General features: G+C 74.9%; 11 protein-coding genes. All 11 read left to right on the top strand.

The features are described 5' to 3' along the window. The first annotated feature begins 40 nt into the window (after positions 1 to 40). The 11 genes from AC5L34_RS22685 (at position 41) to AC5L34_RS22635 (ending at position 15,441) form a co-directional block, all read left to right on the top strand. Positions 41 to 1,264, top strand: coding sequence for a Gfo/Idh/MocA family protein (locus AC5L34_RS22685; RefSeq protein ID WP_441175150.1), 1,224 nt, complete (start codon positions 41 to 43; stop codon positions 1,262 to 1,264). Positions 1,265 to 1,749: 485 nt separating this feature from the next. Next, a complete protein-coding gene (locus tag AC5L34_RS22680; protein ID WP_441175113.1) occupies positions 1,750 to 2,910 on the top strand; it encodes an inositol-3-phosphate synthase in 1,161 nt (386 codons plus the stop codon). Further along, entirely contained in the window at positions 2,894 to 3,814 is a 921-nt protein-coding gene (locus tag AC5L34_RS22675; RefSeq protein ID WP_441175112.1) for an SCO3242 family prenyltransferase, read from the top strand. The genes AC5L34_RS22680 and AC5L34_RS22675 overlap by 17 nt, the downstream gene beginning before the upstream one ends. Beyond that, positions 3,811 to 4,758 (top strand): sugar phosphate isomerase/epimerase family protein, encoded by a 948-nt coding sequence (locus tag AC5L34_RS22670; protein WP_441175111.1) that lies wholly within the window; start codon positions 3,811 to 3,813, stop codon positions 4,756 to 4,758. Before AC5L34_RS22675 ends, AC5L34_RS22670 begins: the two co-directional genes overlap by 4 nt. A gap of 35 nt (positions 4,759 to 4,793) precedes the next feature. Next, complete coding sequence (locus AC5L34_RS22665) at positions 4,794 to 5,396, top strand: EboA domain-containing protein (RefSeq protein ID WP_441175110.1); 603 nt, start codon at positions 4,794 to 4,796, stop codon at positions 5,394 to 5,396. Further along, positions 5,396 to 6,265: a TatD family hydrolase gene (locus tag AC5L34_RS22660; protein WP_441175109.1), complete on the top strand. Its 870-nt coding sequence runs from the start codon at positions 5,396 to 5,398 to the stop codon at positions 6,263 to 6,265. Before AC5L34_RS22665 ends, AC5L34_RS22660 begins: the two co-directional genes overlap by 1 nt. Then, complete coding sequence (gene eboE / locus AC5L34_RS22655) at positions 6,265 to 7,467, top strand: metabolite traffic protein EboE (RefSeq protein ID WP_441175108.1); 1,203 nt, start codon at positions 6,265 to 6,267, stop codon at positions 7,465 to 7,467. Before AC5L34_RS22660 ends, eboE begins: the two co-directional genes overlap by 1 nt. A 76-nt stretch (positions 7,468 to 7,543) precedes the next feature. Then, entirely contained in the window at positions 7,544 to 9,019 is a 1,476-nt protein-coding gene (locus AC5L34_RS22650) for an alkaline phosphatase family protein (RefSeq protein ID WP_441175107.1), read from the top strand. Then, positions 9,016 to 10,080, top strand: coding sequence for a polyprenyl synthetase family protein (locus AC5L34_RS22645; RefSeq protein WP_441175106.1), 1,065 nt, complete (start codon positions 9,016 to 9,018; stop codon positions 10,078 to 10,080). Before AC5L34_RS22650 ends, AC5L34_RS22645 begins: the two co-directional genes overlap by 4 nt. Before the next feature lie 308 nt (positions 10,081 to 10,388). Then, complete coding sequence (locus tag AC5L34_RS22640) at positions 10,389 to 13,256, top strand: PQQ-dependent sugar dehydrogenase (protein ID WP_441175105.1); 2,868 nt, start codon at positions 10,389 to 10,391, stop codon at positions 13,254 to 13,256. Between the two features lie 76 nt (positions 13,257 to 13,332). Then, positions 13,333 to 15,441: a ThuA domain-containing protein gene (locus AC5L34_RS22635; protein ID WP_441175104.1), complete on the top strand. Its 2,109-nt coding sequence runs from the start codon at positions 13,333 to 13,335 to the stop codon at positions 15,439 to 15,441. Positions 15,442 to 15,552: the final 111 nt, after the last annotated feature.

The raw sequence follows: 15,552 nt of genomic DNA, 5'->3' as shown, positions 1-15,552 counted from the left end.
ACCCACCTTGTCCACGACAGACAGAGAACTGCGGGTCGGCATGGTCGGCTACGCGTTCATGGGCGCCGCGCACTCGCAGGCGTGGCGCACCGTGAACCGGGTGTTCGACCTGCCGGCGCGGGCCCGGATGGCGCTGATCTGCGGCCGGGACACCGCGAAGGTGGCCGACGCCGCCGGCCGGCTCGGCTGGGACGCGCACACCACCGACTGGCGCGAGCTGGTCGCCTCCGACGACATCGACGTGGTCGACGTCTGCACGCCGGGGGACAGCCACGCCGAGATCGCCCTCGCCGCGCTGGCCGCCGGCAAGCACGTGCTGTGCGAGAAGCCGCTGGCCAACACGATCTCCGAGGCCCGGGCGATGGCCGCCGCGGCGGTCACCGCGCAGGCCGCCGGGGTGCGGTCGATGTGTGGCTTCAACTACCGGCGGGTGCCGGCGGTCGCGATGATGCGCCAGCTCGTCGCCGACGGGCGGCTCGGGGTGATCCGGCACGTCCGGGCGACGTACCTGCAGGACTGGATCGTGGACCCGCAGTTCCCCCTGGTCTGGCGGTTGCAGCGGGACCGGGCCGGCTCCGGTGCGCTCGGCGACATCGGCGCGCACATCATCGACCTGACCCAGTACGTCACCGGCCGGCGGATCACCGGGGTCAGCGCGATTACCGAGACGTTCGTCAAGGAGCGGCCGCTACCGGCCGGGTCGAGCGGGCTGGCGGCGATGGTGGACGGGGCGGCGGTGGACGGGCTGACGGCGGCCGACGCGAACGGCGCCGACGGCCACCGCCCGGCCACCGGGATGGTCACCGTCGACGACGCGGCGGTCTTCGTGGCCCGGCTCGACGGCGGCGTGCTGGCCACGTACGAGGCGAGCCGCTTCGCCACGGGACGCAAGAACGCCCTCCGGGTGGAGATCAACGGCTCGCTGGGCACGGTGGCCTTCGACCTGGAACGCCTCAACGAGCTGGAGTTCTACGACGCGACGCGACCCGCCGCCGAGCAGGGCTTCAGCCGCATCCTGGTGACCGAGGGGGAGCACCCGTACATGTCCGCGTGGTGGCCGCCCGGGCACATCATCGGCTACGAGCACTCCTTCACCCACCAGGCGCGGGACTTCATCGAGGCGGTCGCCACCGGCGTCGACCCGGCCCCCTCCTTCGTGGACGGGTTGCAGGTCCAGCTCGTGCTGGACGCGGTGACCCGGTCGGCGGAGCTGGGCTCCTCGTGGACGGAGGTGGAGCCGGCCCTGGCCACGGTGGCCGCCTGAGCCGACTCCGGTGCCGACCGGCGAGGGACCGGCCGCGGTTGCGCCCCGCGGCCGGGACGAGGTCGGAGCCGGAGGGCGTGCGGCCGGGCCGGCGTGGCCCGGTGCCGCACGAGCAGAACGGTCGTCCGGTGCGGCCGGACCGGGATTCCCCGGTCGCACCGGAGGACCGTCACCACCCGGCGACGCCGCCGGGCCGTGTCACCCCACGACGTCCGGTCGGTGCGCGCCGTCGTCCCGGCCGGCGGACGCGGGGGAGGCAGGGACGGGACGCCGACCGGCCCTGCCTGCCAGCCCCGTCCGTCCGCGCCCGCACCGGGAGCCGGGCCGGGGTCGTCGCCGCCGACGTCGACACCGGACCGGCGGGCTCCACCCGGGGCGGCCGGCGGACGGGGCCCATCCGCATAGATGCGTATCTTTCTGAACAAACTTCTGATATCTATGTAACTCAATGCACGGCTGGTTCCTCCTGATCGGGAAGGAGCACCATGCGTACGGGTGTCTGGCTGGTGGGAGCGCGCGGCTCGGTCGCGACCACCAGCATCGTGGGGGCGCTCGCCCTGCGGTCCGGGCTCACCGGCCCGACCGGCTGCGTCACCGAGCTGCCCGACCTGCGTGGGCCCGCCCTGCCGGCCTTCACCGACCTGGTCTTCGGCGGGCACGACGTCGTCACCACCCCGCTGGCGAAGCGGGCCGAGGCCCTGGCCGCCGCCGGCGTGCTGCCCGGCCGGCTGGTCGCCGCCCTGCCCGACGAGCTGGCCGCCGTCGAACGCGCGCTGCGCCCGGCCCCCGCAGGCGGTACCCAGGCGGACCGGGCCGCCGCGACCGTACGCGACCTGACCGACTTCCGCCGCCGGCACCGGCTCGACCGGGTCGTGGTGGTCAACGTCTCGGCCACCGAACCGGCCGCCCTGCCGCACCCGGGCCACGCCGACCCGGACGCGCTGGCCGCCGCGCTCGCCGGTGGCGACGAGGTGCTGCCACCCAGCTCCCTCTACGCGTACGCGGCGGTGCGCGCCGGCTGCCCGTACGTCGACTTCACCCCGTCCACCGGGCTGCGGCTGCCGGCCCTGACGGCGCTCGCCGCCGAGTGCGGCCTCCCGTACGCCGGGCACGACGGCAAGACGGGGGAGACCCTGGTCAAGTCCGTGCTCGCGCCGATGTTCGCGATGCGGCACCTCGCGGTGCGCTCCTGGTCCGGGGTCAACCTGCTCGGCGGCGGCGACGGCGCCACCCTCGCCGACCCGGCGGCCAACGCGGCCAAGGTGGAGAGCAAGCAGCGGGTGCTCGGCGAGACCCTCGGCCACCTGCCTCAGGGCGGCACCCGGATCGAGTACGTCGAGGCGCTGGGCGACTTCAAGACCGCGTGGGACCTGGTCACCTTCGCCGGCTTCCTCGGCACCGGGATGCGGATGGAGTTCACCTGGCACGGCTGCGACTCCGCGCTGGCCGCGCCCCTCGTGCTCGATCTGGCCCGGCTCACCGCCGCCGCGCACGCCGCCGGCCACGCCGGCCCGCTGGTGGACCTCGCCTTCTTCTTCAAGGACCCGCTCGGCGCGCCCACGCACTCGCTGGCCGAGCAGTGGACCCGGCTGTGCGACTTCGCCCGCCGGCTGCACGCGGGGGACACCGATGCCACGCCTCGCTGACCTCGCCGAACTCGTCCGGGCACCGGCCGCGCTGTCGGTACCCGGGGACGTCGTCGCCGGCGCGGCGGCCGCCGGCACGCTCGGCCGGCGTACGCCCGCGCTGGCCGCCGCGTCCGTCCTGCTCTACTGGGCGGGGATGGCGGCCAACGACTGGGCCGACCGCCGACTCGACGCCGTCGAACGCCCCGAGCGGCCCATCCCCAGCGGCCGGGTGGCCCCCGCAGCCGCGCTCGGCCTCGCCGCCGGGCTCACCGCCGCCGGGGTCGCGCTCGCCACCGCCGCCGGGGGCAGGCGCGCCGCGGCGGTCGCCGTCCCGCTCGCCGCCACCGTCTGGGGGTACGACCTGGCGGCGAAGTCGACCCCCGCCGGCCCGGCCGTGATGGCCGCCTGCCGGGGGCTGGACGTGCTGCTGGGTGCCACCGGCGGACGGGTGCTGCGGGCGGTGCCGGCGGCGCTCACCGTGGCCGCGCACACCGTCACCGTCACCGCGCTCTCCCGCCGCGAGGTAACCGGCGCCGACGCCGCGCTGCCGCTGCGTACCCTCGCCGGCACCGCCCTGGTCGCCGCGAGCGCCGCCGTGCCGCGCGCCGTCCCGCCGGTGCGGGACCGCCGTCCCGGCGCAGGCACCGAACCGCCCGGCCGCGCCCTCCAGCGGGGCCCGGCCGCCGCGCTGTCCGCCCTGCTGGCCGGCTGGTACGCGGCCCGCTACGGCGCGGCCCAAGTTGCGGTGGCGGCCGACCCCACCGCCGGCCGGGTACGGGCGGCGGTGGGCGCCGGGATCACCGGACTGCCCGCGTTGCAGGGCGCGCTGACCGCCCGCGCCGGGGCGGGGCTGCTCGGGGCGGCGGTGGCGGTGGCCGCGCCGCTGGGCGGCCGGCTCGCCCGGAAGGTCTCGCCGACGTGACCGCCCCGACCCGTTCCGCGCCGACTCCCCGCAGCCCGGCGCCGGCCGGCGCGGCCGGCGGGCTCCGCTTCGGCTACGGGACCAACGGGTTCGCGAACCACCGGCTGGCCGACGCGCTCGCCGTCGTCGCCGACCTGGGCTACCGGGGCGTGGCGCTCACCCTGGACCACGACCACCTCGACCCGTTCGCGCCCGCGCTGGCCCGGCGGGTGTCGGCCGTCGCCCGTCGGCTCTCGGCGCTCGACCTCGCCGTGGTCGTCGAGACCGGCGCCCGCTACCTGCTCGACCCGTGGCACAAGCACGCCCCGACGCTGCTGCACGACGACCCGGCGCGGCGGATCGAGTTCCTGCGCCGGGCCGTACGGATCGGCGCCGACCTGGGCGCGGAGGCCGTCTCCCTCTGGGCCGGCGTCCGGCCGGAGAACGTCGAGCCGGCGACCGCCTGGGACCGGCTGGTCGCCGGCTGCGCGACGGTGGTGGACGCCGCCGAGGCGGCCGGTACGACCCTCGGCTTCGAGCCGGAGCCGGGCATGCTGGTCGAGGACATCGCCGGCTGGCGCCGGCTGCGCGGCGCGCTCGGCGACCCGGCCCGCTTCGGCATCACCCTCGACATCGGGCACTGCCGCTGCCTGGAGCCGCTACCGGTCCCCGAGTGCGTACGCGAGGTGGGCGCGCACCTGGTCAACGTGCAGATCGACGACATGCGCCGGGGCGTGCACGAGCACCTGGAGTTCGGCGCCGGCGAGATCGACTTCCCGCCGGTGCTGCGTGCCCTCGGCGACGTCGGCTACCGGGGCCTGGTCGCCGTGGAACTGCCCCGGCACTCGCACGCCGCCCCCGCCGTCGCGGCCCGCTCGCTCGACTTCCTGCGCGCCGCCGCGAGGGAAGCGGCGCGACCGCAACCGGATGCGGCCGTGAGGGAGGCGGCGCGACGGCGGCGGTGACCGGTCCACGGCGGAGGCACGAGAGAGGAGACGGTATGACACCGGATGCACTGCGGGCCGCGCTGCGGGGCGTACCCGATCCCGACTGGCTCGACGCGGCGCTGCGACGGGTGGCGGCCGAACCGGCGGCGATCGACCGGTTCTTCCCGGCCGCCGGGCGACGCTGCGGCCGGACGCCGCTGCCCGACGCGCCCGGCTGGAGCGCCGACGAGGCGGCCCGGGCCCTGCTGCTGGCCGCGCTGCCCGACGAGCACGCCGCGTACGCGCGGACCCGCTACCTGCACGGCGACGCCGCCGAGAAGCGGGCGGTGCTGAAGGCCCTGCCGCTGCTGCCGGTCGGCGCGGCGGGCGTGCCGCTGCTGCACGACGCGATCCGCACCAACGACACCCGGCTGCTGACCGCCGCCCTCGGCCCGTACGCCCGGCACCTCGACCCGGCCGCCTGGCGGCAGGCGGTGCTCAAGTGCGTCTTCACCGGCGTGCCGCTGGCGGTGGTGCACGACCTCGACGCCCGCGCGGACGGCGAACTCGCGGCGATGCTCGGGGCGCTGGACGCCGAGCGGCGGGCCGCCGGGCGCGGCCTGCCGGCGGACGCGACCGACCTGCTCACCCGGCTGCGCGCGAACCAGGAGGCGTGATGCGCATCTTCGACCCGCACGTCCACATGACCTCGCGGACGACCGACGACTACGAGCGGATGGCCGCCGCCGGCGTACGGGCGGTGGTGGAGCCGGCGTTCTGGCTCGGGCAGCCCCGCACCAGCCCCGCCTCCTTCGCCGACTACTTCGACTCGCTGATCGGCTGGGAGCCGTTCCGGGCCGGGCAGTTCGGGGTGCGCCACCACGCCACCGTTGCGCTGAACCCGAAGGAGGCCAACGACCCGCGCTGTCGCCCGGTGCTCGACCTGCTGCCGCGCTACCTGGAGAAGGACGCCGTGGTGGCGGTCGGCGAGATCGGCTACGACTCGATGACCCCGCAGGAGGACGAGGCGTTCGCCGCCCAGCTCGCCCTGGCCGTGGCGCACGACCTGCCGGCCCTGGTGCACACCCCGCACCGGGACAAGGCGCGTGGCGTCGAGCGCAGCCTCGCGGTGGTGGCCGAATCGGGGATCGAGCCGGGCCGGGTGGTGCTCGACCACCTCAACGAGGTGACGGTGGGCCTGGTCCGCGACACCGGCTGCTGGCTGGGCTTCTCCATCTATCCCGACACCAAGATGTCGCCGCCGCGCATGGTGGAGCTGCTGCGGGCGTACGGGACGGAGCGGATGCTGGTCAACTCGGCGGCCGACTGGGGGCGCTCCGACCCGCTGCTGACCCGGGCCACCGGGGAGGCGATGCTGCTGGCCGGTTTCACCGACGACGACGTGGACCGGGTGCTGTGGCGCAACCCGGTCGAGTTCTACGGCCAGTCGGGGCGGCTCGACCTGACGGACCTGGACGCCGCCGTCGACGCCGGCACGGGCACGGGCACGTGGGCCGGCAACTCGATCCTGCGCGGCGGCAGCTGATGCGGCTGCGGCACCCCGGCGGCGGCACCGTCCACCTCGGCTACTGCACCAACGTGCACCCCGCCGAGGACCTCGCCGGCATCCTGCGCCAGTTGGACACCCACGCCGTGCCCGTACGCGAGGCGCTCGGCGCCGACCTGCTCGGCCTCGGGCTGTGGCTGGCCGCCCCGGTCGCCGCCGAGTTGGCCGCCGACCCGGCCGCCCGTCGCCGGCTGCGCGCCGAGCTGACCGTCCGGGGGCTGGAGGTGGTCACCCTCAACGGCTTCCCGTACGCGGCCTTCCAGGCACCCGTCGTCAAGGGCGACGTCTACCACCCGGACTGGACCACCCCCGCGCGGCTCGCGTACACCCTGGACCTGGCCCGGGTGCTCGCCGACCTGCTGCCCGACGACGCGGCCCGGGGCTCGGTCTCCACCCTGCCGCTGGCCTGGCGGCAACCCTGGGACGCCGCCCGCGCGGACGCCGCCCGTCGACGGCTCGACGAGCTGGCGGCCGGTCTGGCGGCCGTCGAGCGGGAGACCGGCCGGCCGGTGCGGGTGGGCTTCGAGCCGGAGCCCGGCTGCGTGGTGGAGAGCACCGGCCAGGCCGTCGCGGCCCTGTCCGGGCTCGACACCGAGCGGCTCGGCGTCTGCCTGGACCTCGCCCACCTCGCCTGCGCGTGGGAGGAGCCCGCCGACGCGCTGCGCCGGCTGCGTACGGCTGGCCTGCCGGTGGTGAAGGTGCAGGTGTCGGCCGCCATCGAGGCGCCCGCCGGGGCGACGGCGGAGCTGCACCGCTGGGTGGAGCCGCGCTTCCTGCACCAGACCCGCGCCGCCGGCTGCGCGGGCGCGGCGGACCCGGCCCACCCGGCCCACGCCGCCGACGACCTGGACGCCGCCCTGGCCGCGCGGCTGCCCGGGCCGTGGCGGGTGCACTACCACGTGCCGCTGCACGCTCCGCCCGAGCCGCCGCTCGGCTCCACCCTGCCGGTGCTGCGCGCCGCGCTGGCCGCGCTCTACGCCGGGCCCGCGCCGGGCTGCGACCACCTCGACGTCGAGACGTACACCTGGGGGGTGCTGCCGGCCGCGCGGCGCCCGCGCACCGCCGCGGAGCTGGCCGTCGGCATCGCCGCGGAGCTGGCCTTCGCCCGCGCGGAGCTGGTCGCCCTCGGTCTCGCGCCGGCGGGCCGCGCGGTCCCGGCGACGGCGGAGGTACGGCGATGAGCGAGCGTCAGCGAGCGAGTCATCGACACTGGGCTGGGGTGGCTCATGGCGGCGCCGAGCGGAGCGAGGTGACGACATGAGCCGGCGGCTGGTGGTGCTGGACGTGGTGGGGCTGACCCCTCGGCTGCTGGCGCACATGCCCCGGTTGCGCGCGGTCGCCGACGCCGGCTTCCGCGCCGAACTGGGCACGGTGCTGCCCGCGCTGACCTGCCCGGTGCAGTCGACGTTCCTCACCGGGGCGCTCCCGGCCGGGCACGGCGTCGTCGGCAACGGGTGGTACTTCCGCGACCTCGGCGAGGTGCTGCTCTGGCGGCAGCACCACGCCCTGGTCGGCGGCGAGAAGCTGTGGCAGGCGGCCCGCCGGGTCGAGCCGGGCTTCACGGTCGCCAACGTCTGCTGGTGGTACGCGATGGGCGCCGACGTGGACTGGACGGTCACCCCCCGCCCCGTCTACCGCGCCGACGGGCGCAAGGAGCCGGACTGCTACACCGACCCGCCGGAGCTGCACGACGCCCTCACCGACCGGCTGGGCACCTTCCCGCTGTTCAGCTACTGGGGGCCGGGCGCCGGGCTGGCGTCGTCGGCGTGGATCTGCCGGGCCGCCGAGCTGATCCTCGCCGACCACGCGCCGGACCTGACCCTGGTCTACGTCCCGCACCTCGACTACGACCTGCAACGCTTCGGCCCCTCGTCGCCCCGGGCCGCCGCCGCGGCGGCCGAGCTGGACGGCGTGCTCGGGCCGCTGCTGGACGCCGCCCGCGCCCGCGACGCCACCGTGGTGGTGCTCTCCGAGTACGGCATCACCGACGTGTCCCGCCCGGTCGACGTCAACCGGGCGCTGCGCGCCGAGGGGCTGCTGCGGGTGCACACCCAGGCCGGCATGGAGTACCTCGACCCGTGGACCTCGCGGGCCTTCGCGGTGGCCGACCACCAGGTGGCGCACGTCTACGTCCGCGACCCGGCCGACGTGCCGGCGGTGGCGTCGCTCTGCGCCGCGCTGCCGGGGGTGGGCGAGGTGCTCGACGCCGGCGGCCGGGCCGCGTACGGGCTGGACCACCCGCGCGCCGGGGAACTGGTCCTCGTCGCCGAGCCGGACGCCTGGTTCACCTACTACTACTGGCTCGACGACGCCCGCGCGCCCGACTTCGCCCGGCTGGTGGAGATTCATCGCAAGCCGGGTTACGACCCCGCCGAACTCTTCTTCGACCCGGCCGCACCGTTGGCGGCGAAGCGGCGGGCCGCCGTGGCGCTGGCCCGCAGGAAGCTCGGGATGCGCTACCTGATGAGCGTGGTGGGGCTGGACGCCGGCGCCCGCGCCGTGCGGGGGTCGCACGGGCGGCTGCCCGCCGACCCGGCCGACGGGCCGGTGCTGCTCTGCTCCGATGCGTCCGCCGCCCGGGACCGGGTCGCCGCGACCGAGGTCAAGGCGCTGCTGCTGGAGCTGGCGGGGCTGGCGTCCCCGCCGGCCCCCGGCGCGGTCCCGCCGCCGCGCCGTGTCGCGCCCCCGCCGGCCACCCCGGTGGCGGGTCGGCGGCCCGGGGAGGGGCCGTGACCGCCGACGCCGCGACCGACACGAGCGGGCTGCGGGCGCGCTTCGACGCCGCGCTCGCCGCGTTCCTCGACCGGCAGGGCCGGGACTGGCCGGACGGCGCGCCCCGGGGCGTCTTCACCGCGCTGCACCGGTTCGTGCTGGCCGGCGGCAAGCGGCTGCGCCCGCTCTTCTGCTACTGGGGCTGGCGGGGCGCGCACGGCGTCGACGGCGCCCCGATCGTGGCGGCCGCCGCCGCGCTGGAGCTGTTCCACGCGTTCGCGCTGATCCACGACGACATCCTCGACGGCAGCGACCGCCGCCGGGGCGGGCCGTCGGTGCACCGGCTCTTCGCCGACCTGCACGCCCGCTCGTCCTGGCGCGGCGACCCCGAGGCGTACGGGCGCAACACCGCGCTGCTCTGCGGCGACCTCTGCGCCGCCTGGTCCGACCAGATGTTCCACGAGTGCGGCCTGGACGTGGGCCGGGTGCACCGGGGGTACGCGGTCTTCGCGCTGATGCGTACCGAGGTGATCGCGGGGGAGTACCTGGACCTGGTCTCGGGGGTGGGCGACGGGTCGGTGGCGAGCGCGCTGACCGTGGTCCGGATGAAGGCGGCCCGCTACACGGTCACCAGGCCGTTGCAGATCGGCGCGACGCTGGCCGGGGCCGGGCCGGAGCGGGTCGCCGCGCTGGCCGGGTTCGGCGACCCGTTGGGCGACGCGTTCCAGCTGCGCGACGACGTACTGGGGGTCTTCGGCGACCCGACGGTCACCGGCAAGTCGGTCCTGGACGACCTGCGGGAGGGCAAGCCGACGGTGATGATGGCGCTGGCCCGTGGTGCCGCGGACCGGGCGCAGGCCGCGCGGCTGCGGGAGCTGTTCGGCAACCCGGAGCTGGACGGCGACGGCGCCGCCGAGCTGCGGAAGATCATCGAAGCCACCGGGGCCCGTGAGCGGATCGAGGGGATGATCCGGGTACGCGCCGAGGCCGCGCTCGCGGCGCTGGCGTCCGCCCCGGTGACCGCCGAGGCCCGCGCCGCCCTGGCCGGGCTCGCCGCCCAGGCCGTCGACCGGCCCTGCTGAGTCGCCGCGCGCCGACGACTTTCCGTGAGATCGACGAAAGTTAGTGCCGAATCGGCGGAAGGTATGGACACATCGATGCGCGCCGCTTAATGTCGGGCCATCACGAATGTGTTTCGTCGAGGTGAACCGGCGGCGCGGGAACCCATCGACTGGTGACCTCCGATCGATGGGGTCCGCCCCCATCCCTCGCAGGTCACGGCCGGCCGGGCACGGCACCCGGCGGGCCGAGCGCATCCCCCGCTACGGCATCCGGCGCGACGGCGCGCGCCCGCCCTGGCAGTCACTCGTCAGGAAGGGACGGCACACCCATGTCCACCCAGGACGCCCCCATCCACCGGCTCCGCCGACGGCTCAGCGCCGCCTCGGCGCTGCTGCTGGCCGCCACCGCGGGCACGGTCGCCCTCGGCGCCGGCCCGGCCACGCTGGGCGGCCCCACCCCGGCCGAGGCCCACCCCGTCGTCGGCACCGACTTCCAGCAGGTCACGCTCGCCAAGGGCGTCGCCGAGGTCGGCGAGCCCATGACGATCGCGGTGCTGCCGGACCGGTCGGTCCTGCACACCGCCCGCAACGGCACGGTCCGGCGTACGGACTCCGCCGGCACCACCTCCGTGATCGGCACGGTGCCCGTCTACACCCACGACGAGGAGGGGTTGCAGGGCATCGGGGCCGACCCCAACTTCGCCACCAACCGGCACATCTACCTCTACTACGCCCCGCCGCTGGCCACCCCCGCCGGGGACGCGCCCGCGACCGGCAGCGACTTCTCGGCCTGGCAGGGCGTCAACCGGCTCTCCCGGTTCACCCTCAACGCCGACTTCACGATGAACACCGGCAGCAAGGTCGACATCCTCGACGTGCCCGCCGACCGGGGCATGTGCTGCCACGTCGGCGGCGACATCGACTTCGACGCCGCCGGCAACCTCTACCTCTCCACCGGCGACGACACCAACCCGTTCGACTCGGCCGGGTACGCGCCCATCGACGAGCGCACCAACCGCAACCCCGCGTACGACGCGCAGCGCAGCGCGGCCAACACCAACGACCTGCGCGGCAAGATCCTGCGGATCAAGGTGAACGCCAACGGCACGTACTCGATCCCGGCCGGCAACATGTTCGTCGACTCGGACGCGCGGACCCGACCCGAGATCTACGCGATGGGCTTCCGCAACCCGTTCCGGATGAGCGTCGACCGGGCCACCGGCATCGTCTACGTCGGCGACTACGGCCCGGACGCCGGCACCACCAGCGCCCGGGGCCCCAGCGGCCAGGTGGAGTTCAACCGGATCACCGGGCCCGGCAACTACGGCTGGCCGTACTGCACGGGCACCAACACGGCCACCGAGACGTACGCCGAGTGGGACTTCGCCGCCGGGACCGCCGGGGCGAAGTACAACTGCTCCGGCGGGCCGACCAACAACTCGTTCCGCAACACGGGCCTGCCCACCCTGCCCGGCGCGAAGCCGGCCTGGATCCGGTACGCCGGCGACGCCGGCACCCCGCCGGAGTTCGGCGGTGGCTCCGAGTCGCCGATGGGCGGCCCGGTCTACCGCTACGACGCCGCGCTCAACTCCACCACCAAGTTCCCGCAGTCCTTCGACGGGCAGTTCTTCGCCGGCGAACTCGGCCGGGGCTGGGTGAAGCCGATCCACCTCAACGCCGACGGCTCCCCGGGTGGCATCGACACGTTCCCGTGGAACGGCAAGCAGGTCATGGACATGGCGTTCGGGCCCGAGGGCGCGCTCTACGTCCTCGACTACGGCACCGGGTACTTCAACGGCGACGCCAACTCGGCGCTCTACCGCTACGACTACATCGCCGGCGGCAACCGGGCGCCGACCGCCGTCGCCGCGGCCGACAAGACCTCCGGCGCGGCCCCGCTGACCGTGAACTTCTCCTCGGCCGGGTCCAGCGACCCGGAGGGCGGGGCGCTCACGTACTCCTGGGCGTTCGGCGACGGCACCAGCTCGACGGCGGCCAACCCCAGCAAGACGTACACCGCCAACGGCACCTACCAGGTCACGCTGACCGTACGCGACCCCCAGGGCGCCACCGGCACGGCGAACGTGCAGATCGGCGTCGGCAACACCGCCCCCACGGTCACCATCAACAGCCCGGCCAACGGCAAGCTGTTCAGCTACGGCGACACCGTGCCGTTCAGCATCACCGTGACCGACCCCGAGGACGCCGCCATCGACTGCTCCAAGGTCAAGATGACGTACGTGCTGGGCCACGACAACCACGGCCACCAGATCACCTCGAAGAACGGCTGCTCGGGCTCGATCACCATCCCCGTGGACGGTGAGCACGACGACGCGGCGAACATCTTCGCCGTCTTCGACGCCGAGTACACCGACGCCGGCGGGCTGACCACGCACAAGCAGCACACCCTCCAGCCGCGCAAGCGCCAGGCGGAGCACTTCAAGACCTCCTCCGGCGTCGGGACCTTCGACAAGGCCACCGCCGAGGGCGGCAGGACCGTCGGCGACATCCACAACGGCGACTGGATCGCGTTCGAGCCGTACCGGATCGACAACGCGACCTCGTTCAGCGCCCGGGTCTCCTCGGCCGGCGCCGGCGGCACCCTCCAGGTGCGGGTCGGCTCGCCCACCGGCACCGTGCTCGGCTCCGCCACCGTCCCGGTCACCGGCGCCTGGGACACGTTCACCACCGTCAGCGGCAGCATCTCCGGTGCGCCGGCCAGCACCGGGACCCTCTACCTCACGTTCGCCGGCGCGGGCACCGGCGCGCTCTACGACGTGGACACGTTCGCCTTCACCACCGGCGCGGCGGGGGTCCGCACCGGCCCGGTCGTCGGGCTCGGCGGCAAGTGCCTGGACGTCCGCAACGCGGCCACGGCCGACGGCACCCAGATCCAGATCTACGGCTGCAACGGCACCGCCGCGCAGACGTGGACGGTGACGCCGAACTCGACGGTGAAGGCGCTGGGCAAGTGCCTGGACATCTCCGGCGGCGGGTCCGCCGACGGCACGAAGATCCAGCTGTACGGCTGCAACGGCACCGGCGCGCAGAACTGGTCGGCCCAGGCGGACGGGACGCTGAAGAACCCGCAGACCGGCAAGTGCCTGGACGTCTCCGGCAACAACCCGGCCGACGGGCAGGCCGTGCACCTGTGGACCTGCCACACCGGCGCCAACCAGAAGTGGACCCTGCCCTGACCTGAGGCGGGGAGGGGCCGCCGTGCCCCTCCCCGCTTCGGCGGGCCCTCGACAGCCCCGGCAATTGGAGAGCGACATGCGCAGACTCCTCCGACCCATCCTCGGCGCGGCCACCGCCGTCCTCGCCGTCCTCGCCTGCACCACCCCGGCCACCCCCGCCAGCGCCGCCGACGCCCCGTACGACGTGCTGGTCTTCTCCAAGACGGCCGGCTTCCGGCACGACTCCATCGCGGTCGGCACGCAGGCGATCCGCGACCTCGGCGCGGCCAACAACTTCACCGTCACCGCCACCGAGGACGCCGCCCAGTTCACGACCGCCAACCTGTCCCGCTTCGAGGCGGTGGTCTTCCTCAACACCACGGGCGACGTGCTCGACGCCACCCAGCAGAGCGCCTTCGAGTCGTACATCGGCGCCGGCGGTGGGTACGTCGGCGTGCACGCCGCCGCCGACACGGAGTACGGCTGGTCCTTCTACGGCAACCTGGTCGGGGCGTACTTCGCCTCGCACCCGCACATCCAACAGGCGAACGTCAAGGCGGAGAACCGGGCGCACGCGGCGACCGCGCACCTGCCGCAGACCTGGACCCGCACCGACGAGTGGTACAACTACCAGACCAACGCCCGCTCCACGGCCCGGGTGCTGGCCACCCTCGACGAGTCCTCCTACTCGGGCGGCTCGATGGGCGCCGACCACCCGCACTCCTGGTGCAAGACCTACAGCGGGGGCCGGTCCTTCTACACCGGCGGCGGGCACACCCAGGCGTCGTACGCCGAGCCGGCCTTCCGCGCCCACCTGCTCGGCGGCATCCGGTACGCGGCCGGCCGGGCCAAGGCCGACTGCCGGCCCGAGAGCGGGTACACGCCGCTCTACAACGGCTCCACCACCGGCTGGTCGCAGGCCGGGCCGGGCAGCTTCAGCAACGCCGACGCCACCCTCACCTCGGTCGGCGGGATGGGGCTGTACTGGTACAGCGCGAAGCAGTTCACCAACTACTCGCTGAAGCTGGACTGGCGCCTCGCCGGCGACGACAACTCCGGCGTCTTCATCGGCTTCCCGGCCTCCAGCGACCCCTGGTCGGCGGTGAACAACGGCTACGAGATCCAGATCGACGCCACCGACGCGGCCGACCGCACCACCGGCGCGGTCTACACCTTCAAGTCCGCCGACATCGCCGCCCGGGACGCGGCGCTCAACCCGCCGGGGGAGTGGAACACCTACGAGCTGCTCGTCGAGGGCGAACGCCTCCAGGTCTTCCTCAACGGGGTGAAGATCAACGACTTCACCAACACCGACCCGGTCCGCTCGCTCGCCGGCCACATCGGGCTCCAGAACCACGGCACCGGCGACGACGCGTCGTTCCGCAACATCCGGATCAAGGAACTCGGCGTCAACCCGCCGGGCGGGAACACCACCGTCCAGGCGGAGGCGTTCAGCTCGGCCGGCGGGGTCGCCCCGTTCGCCAAGGCCGGCGCCAACGGCGGCCAGACCCTCGGCCACATCGACCCGGGCGACTGGGCCGCGTACGCCGGGCTCGACCTGACCGGGGTGACGTCGCTGCGGGCGCGGGTCGTCTCCGGCGGTCCGGGCGGCACCCTCCAGGTGCGTACCGGGTCCACGACCGGCACCGTGCTCGGCTCGGTCGCCGTGCCGAACACGGGCAGTTGGACAACCTTCGCCGACGTCACGACCGCCCTGTCCGGGGTGCCGTCCGGCACCCGGGACCTCTACCTGACCTTCACCGGCTCGGGCACGGGGCTCTTCGACGTGGACGACTTCACCCTGGTCAGGTCCGGCGGCAGCGGCGGCGTCGGGCCGATCCGGGGCCTGGGCGGCAAGTGCCTGGACGTGCGCAACGGCGCCACGGCCGACGGCACCCAGATCCAGATCCAGACCTGCAACGGCTCCGCCGCGCAGACGTGGACGGTGACGCCGAACTCGACGGTGAAGGCGCTGGGCAAGTGCCTGGACGTCTCGGGCGGCGCCTCGGCGGACGGGACGAAGATCCAGTTGTGGACGTGCAACGGTACGGGCGCGCAGAACTGGTCGGCCCAGGCGGACGGGACGCTGAAGAACCCGCAGTCGGGCAAGTGCCTGGACGTCTCGGGCAACAACCCGGCCGACGGGCAGGCCGTGCACCTGTGGACCTGCCACACCGGCGCCAACCAGAAGTGGACCCTGCCCTGATCCGCTGACCCTCCCGCCCCTCCCCGCGATCCCGCGGTCCGGCCCGGCACGGTGTGCGTACCGGGGACGGAGAGCCGCAGGACCGCGGGGAAGGGCGGGGGCTTTCGTGGG

Source organism: Micromonospora sp. ZG13 (assembly GCF_059359355.1).
Note: the sequence above shows the minus strand (reverse complement) of the source record. Positions and strands in the feature narration are given on the sequence as shown.

Excerpts from the sequence above, each read along its gene's own strand:
- AC5L34_RS22660 (WP_441175109.1), top strand. The coding sequence starts at position 5,396 with ATGCGCATCTTCGACCCGCACGTCCACATGACCTCGCGGACGACCGAC.
- AC5L34_RS22680 (WP_441175113.1), top strand. The coding sequence starts at position 1,750 with ATGCGTACGGGTGTCTGGCTGGTGGGAGCGCGCGGCTCGGTCGCGACC.
- AC5L34_RS22675 (WP_441175112.1), top strand. The coding sequence starts at position 2,894 with ATGCCACGCCTCGCTGACCTCGCCGAACTCGTCCGGGCACCGGCCGCG.
- eboE (WP_441175108.1), top strand. The coding sequence starts at position 6,265 with ATGCGGCTGCGGCACCCCGGCGGCGGCACCGTCCACCTCGGCTACTGC.
- AC5L34_RS22640 (WP_441175105.1), top strand. The coding sequence starts at position 10,389 with ATGTCCACCCAGGACGCCCCCATCCACCGGCTCCGCCGACGGCTCAGC.
- AC5L34_RS22635 (WP_441175104.1), top strand. The coding sequence starts at position 13,333 with ATGCGCAGACTCCTCCGACCCATCCTCGGCGCGGCCACCGCCGTCCTC.
- AC5L34_RS22650 (WP_441175107.1), top strand. The coding sequence starts at position 7,544 with ATGAGCCGGCGGCTGGTGGTGCTGGACGTGGTGGGGCTGACCCCTCGG.
- AC5L34_RS22685 (WP_441175150.1), top strand. The coding sequence starts at position 41 with ATGGTCGGCTACGCGTTCATGGGCGCCGCGCACTCGCAGGCGTGGCGC.
- AC5L34_RS22665 (WP_441175110.1), top strand. The coding sequence starts at position 4,794 with ATGACACCGGATGCACTGCGGGCCGCGCTGCGGGGCGTACCCGATCCC.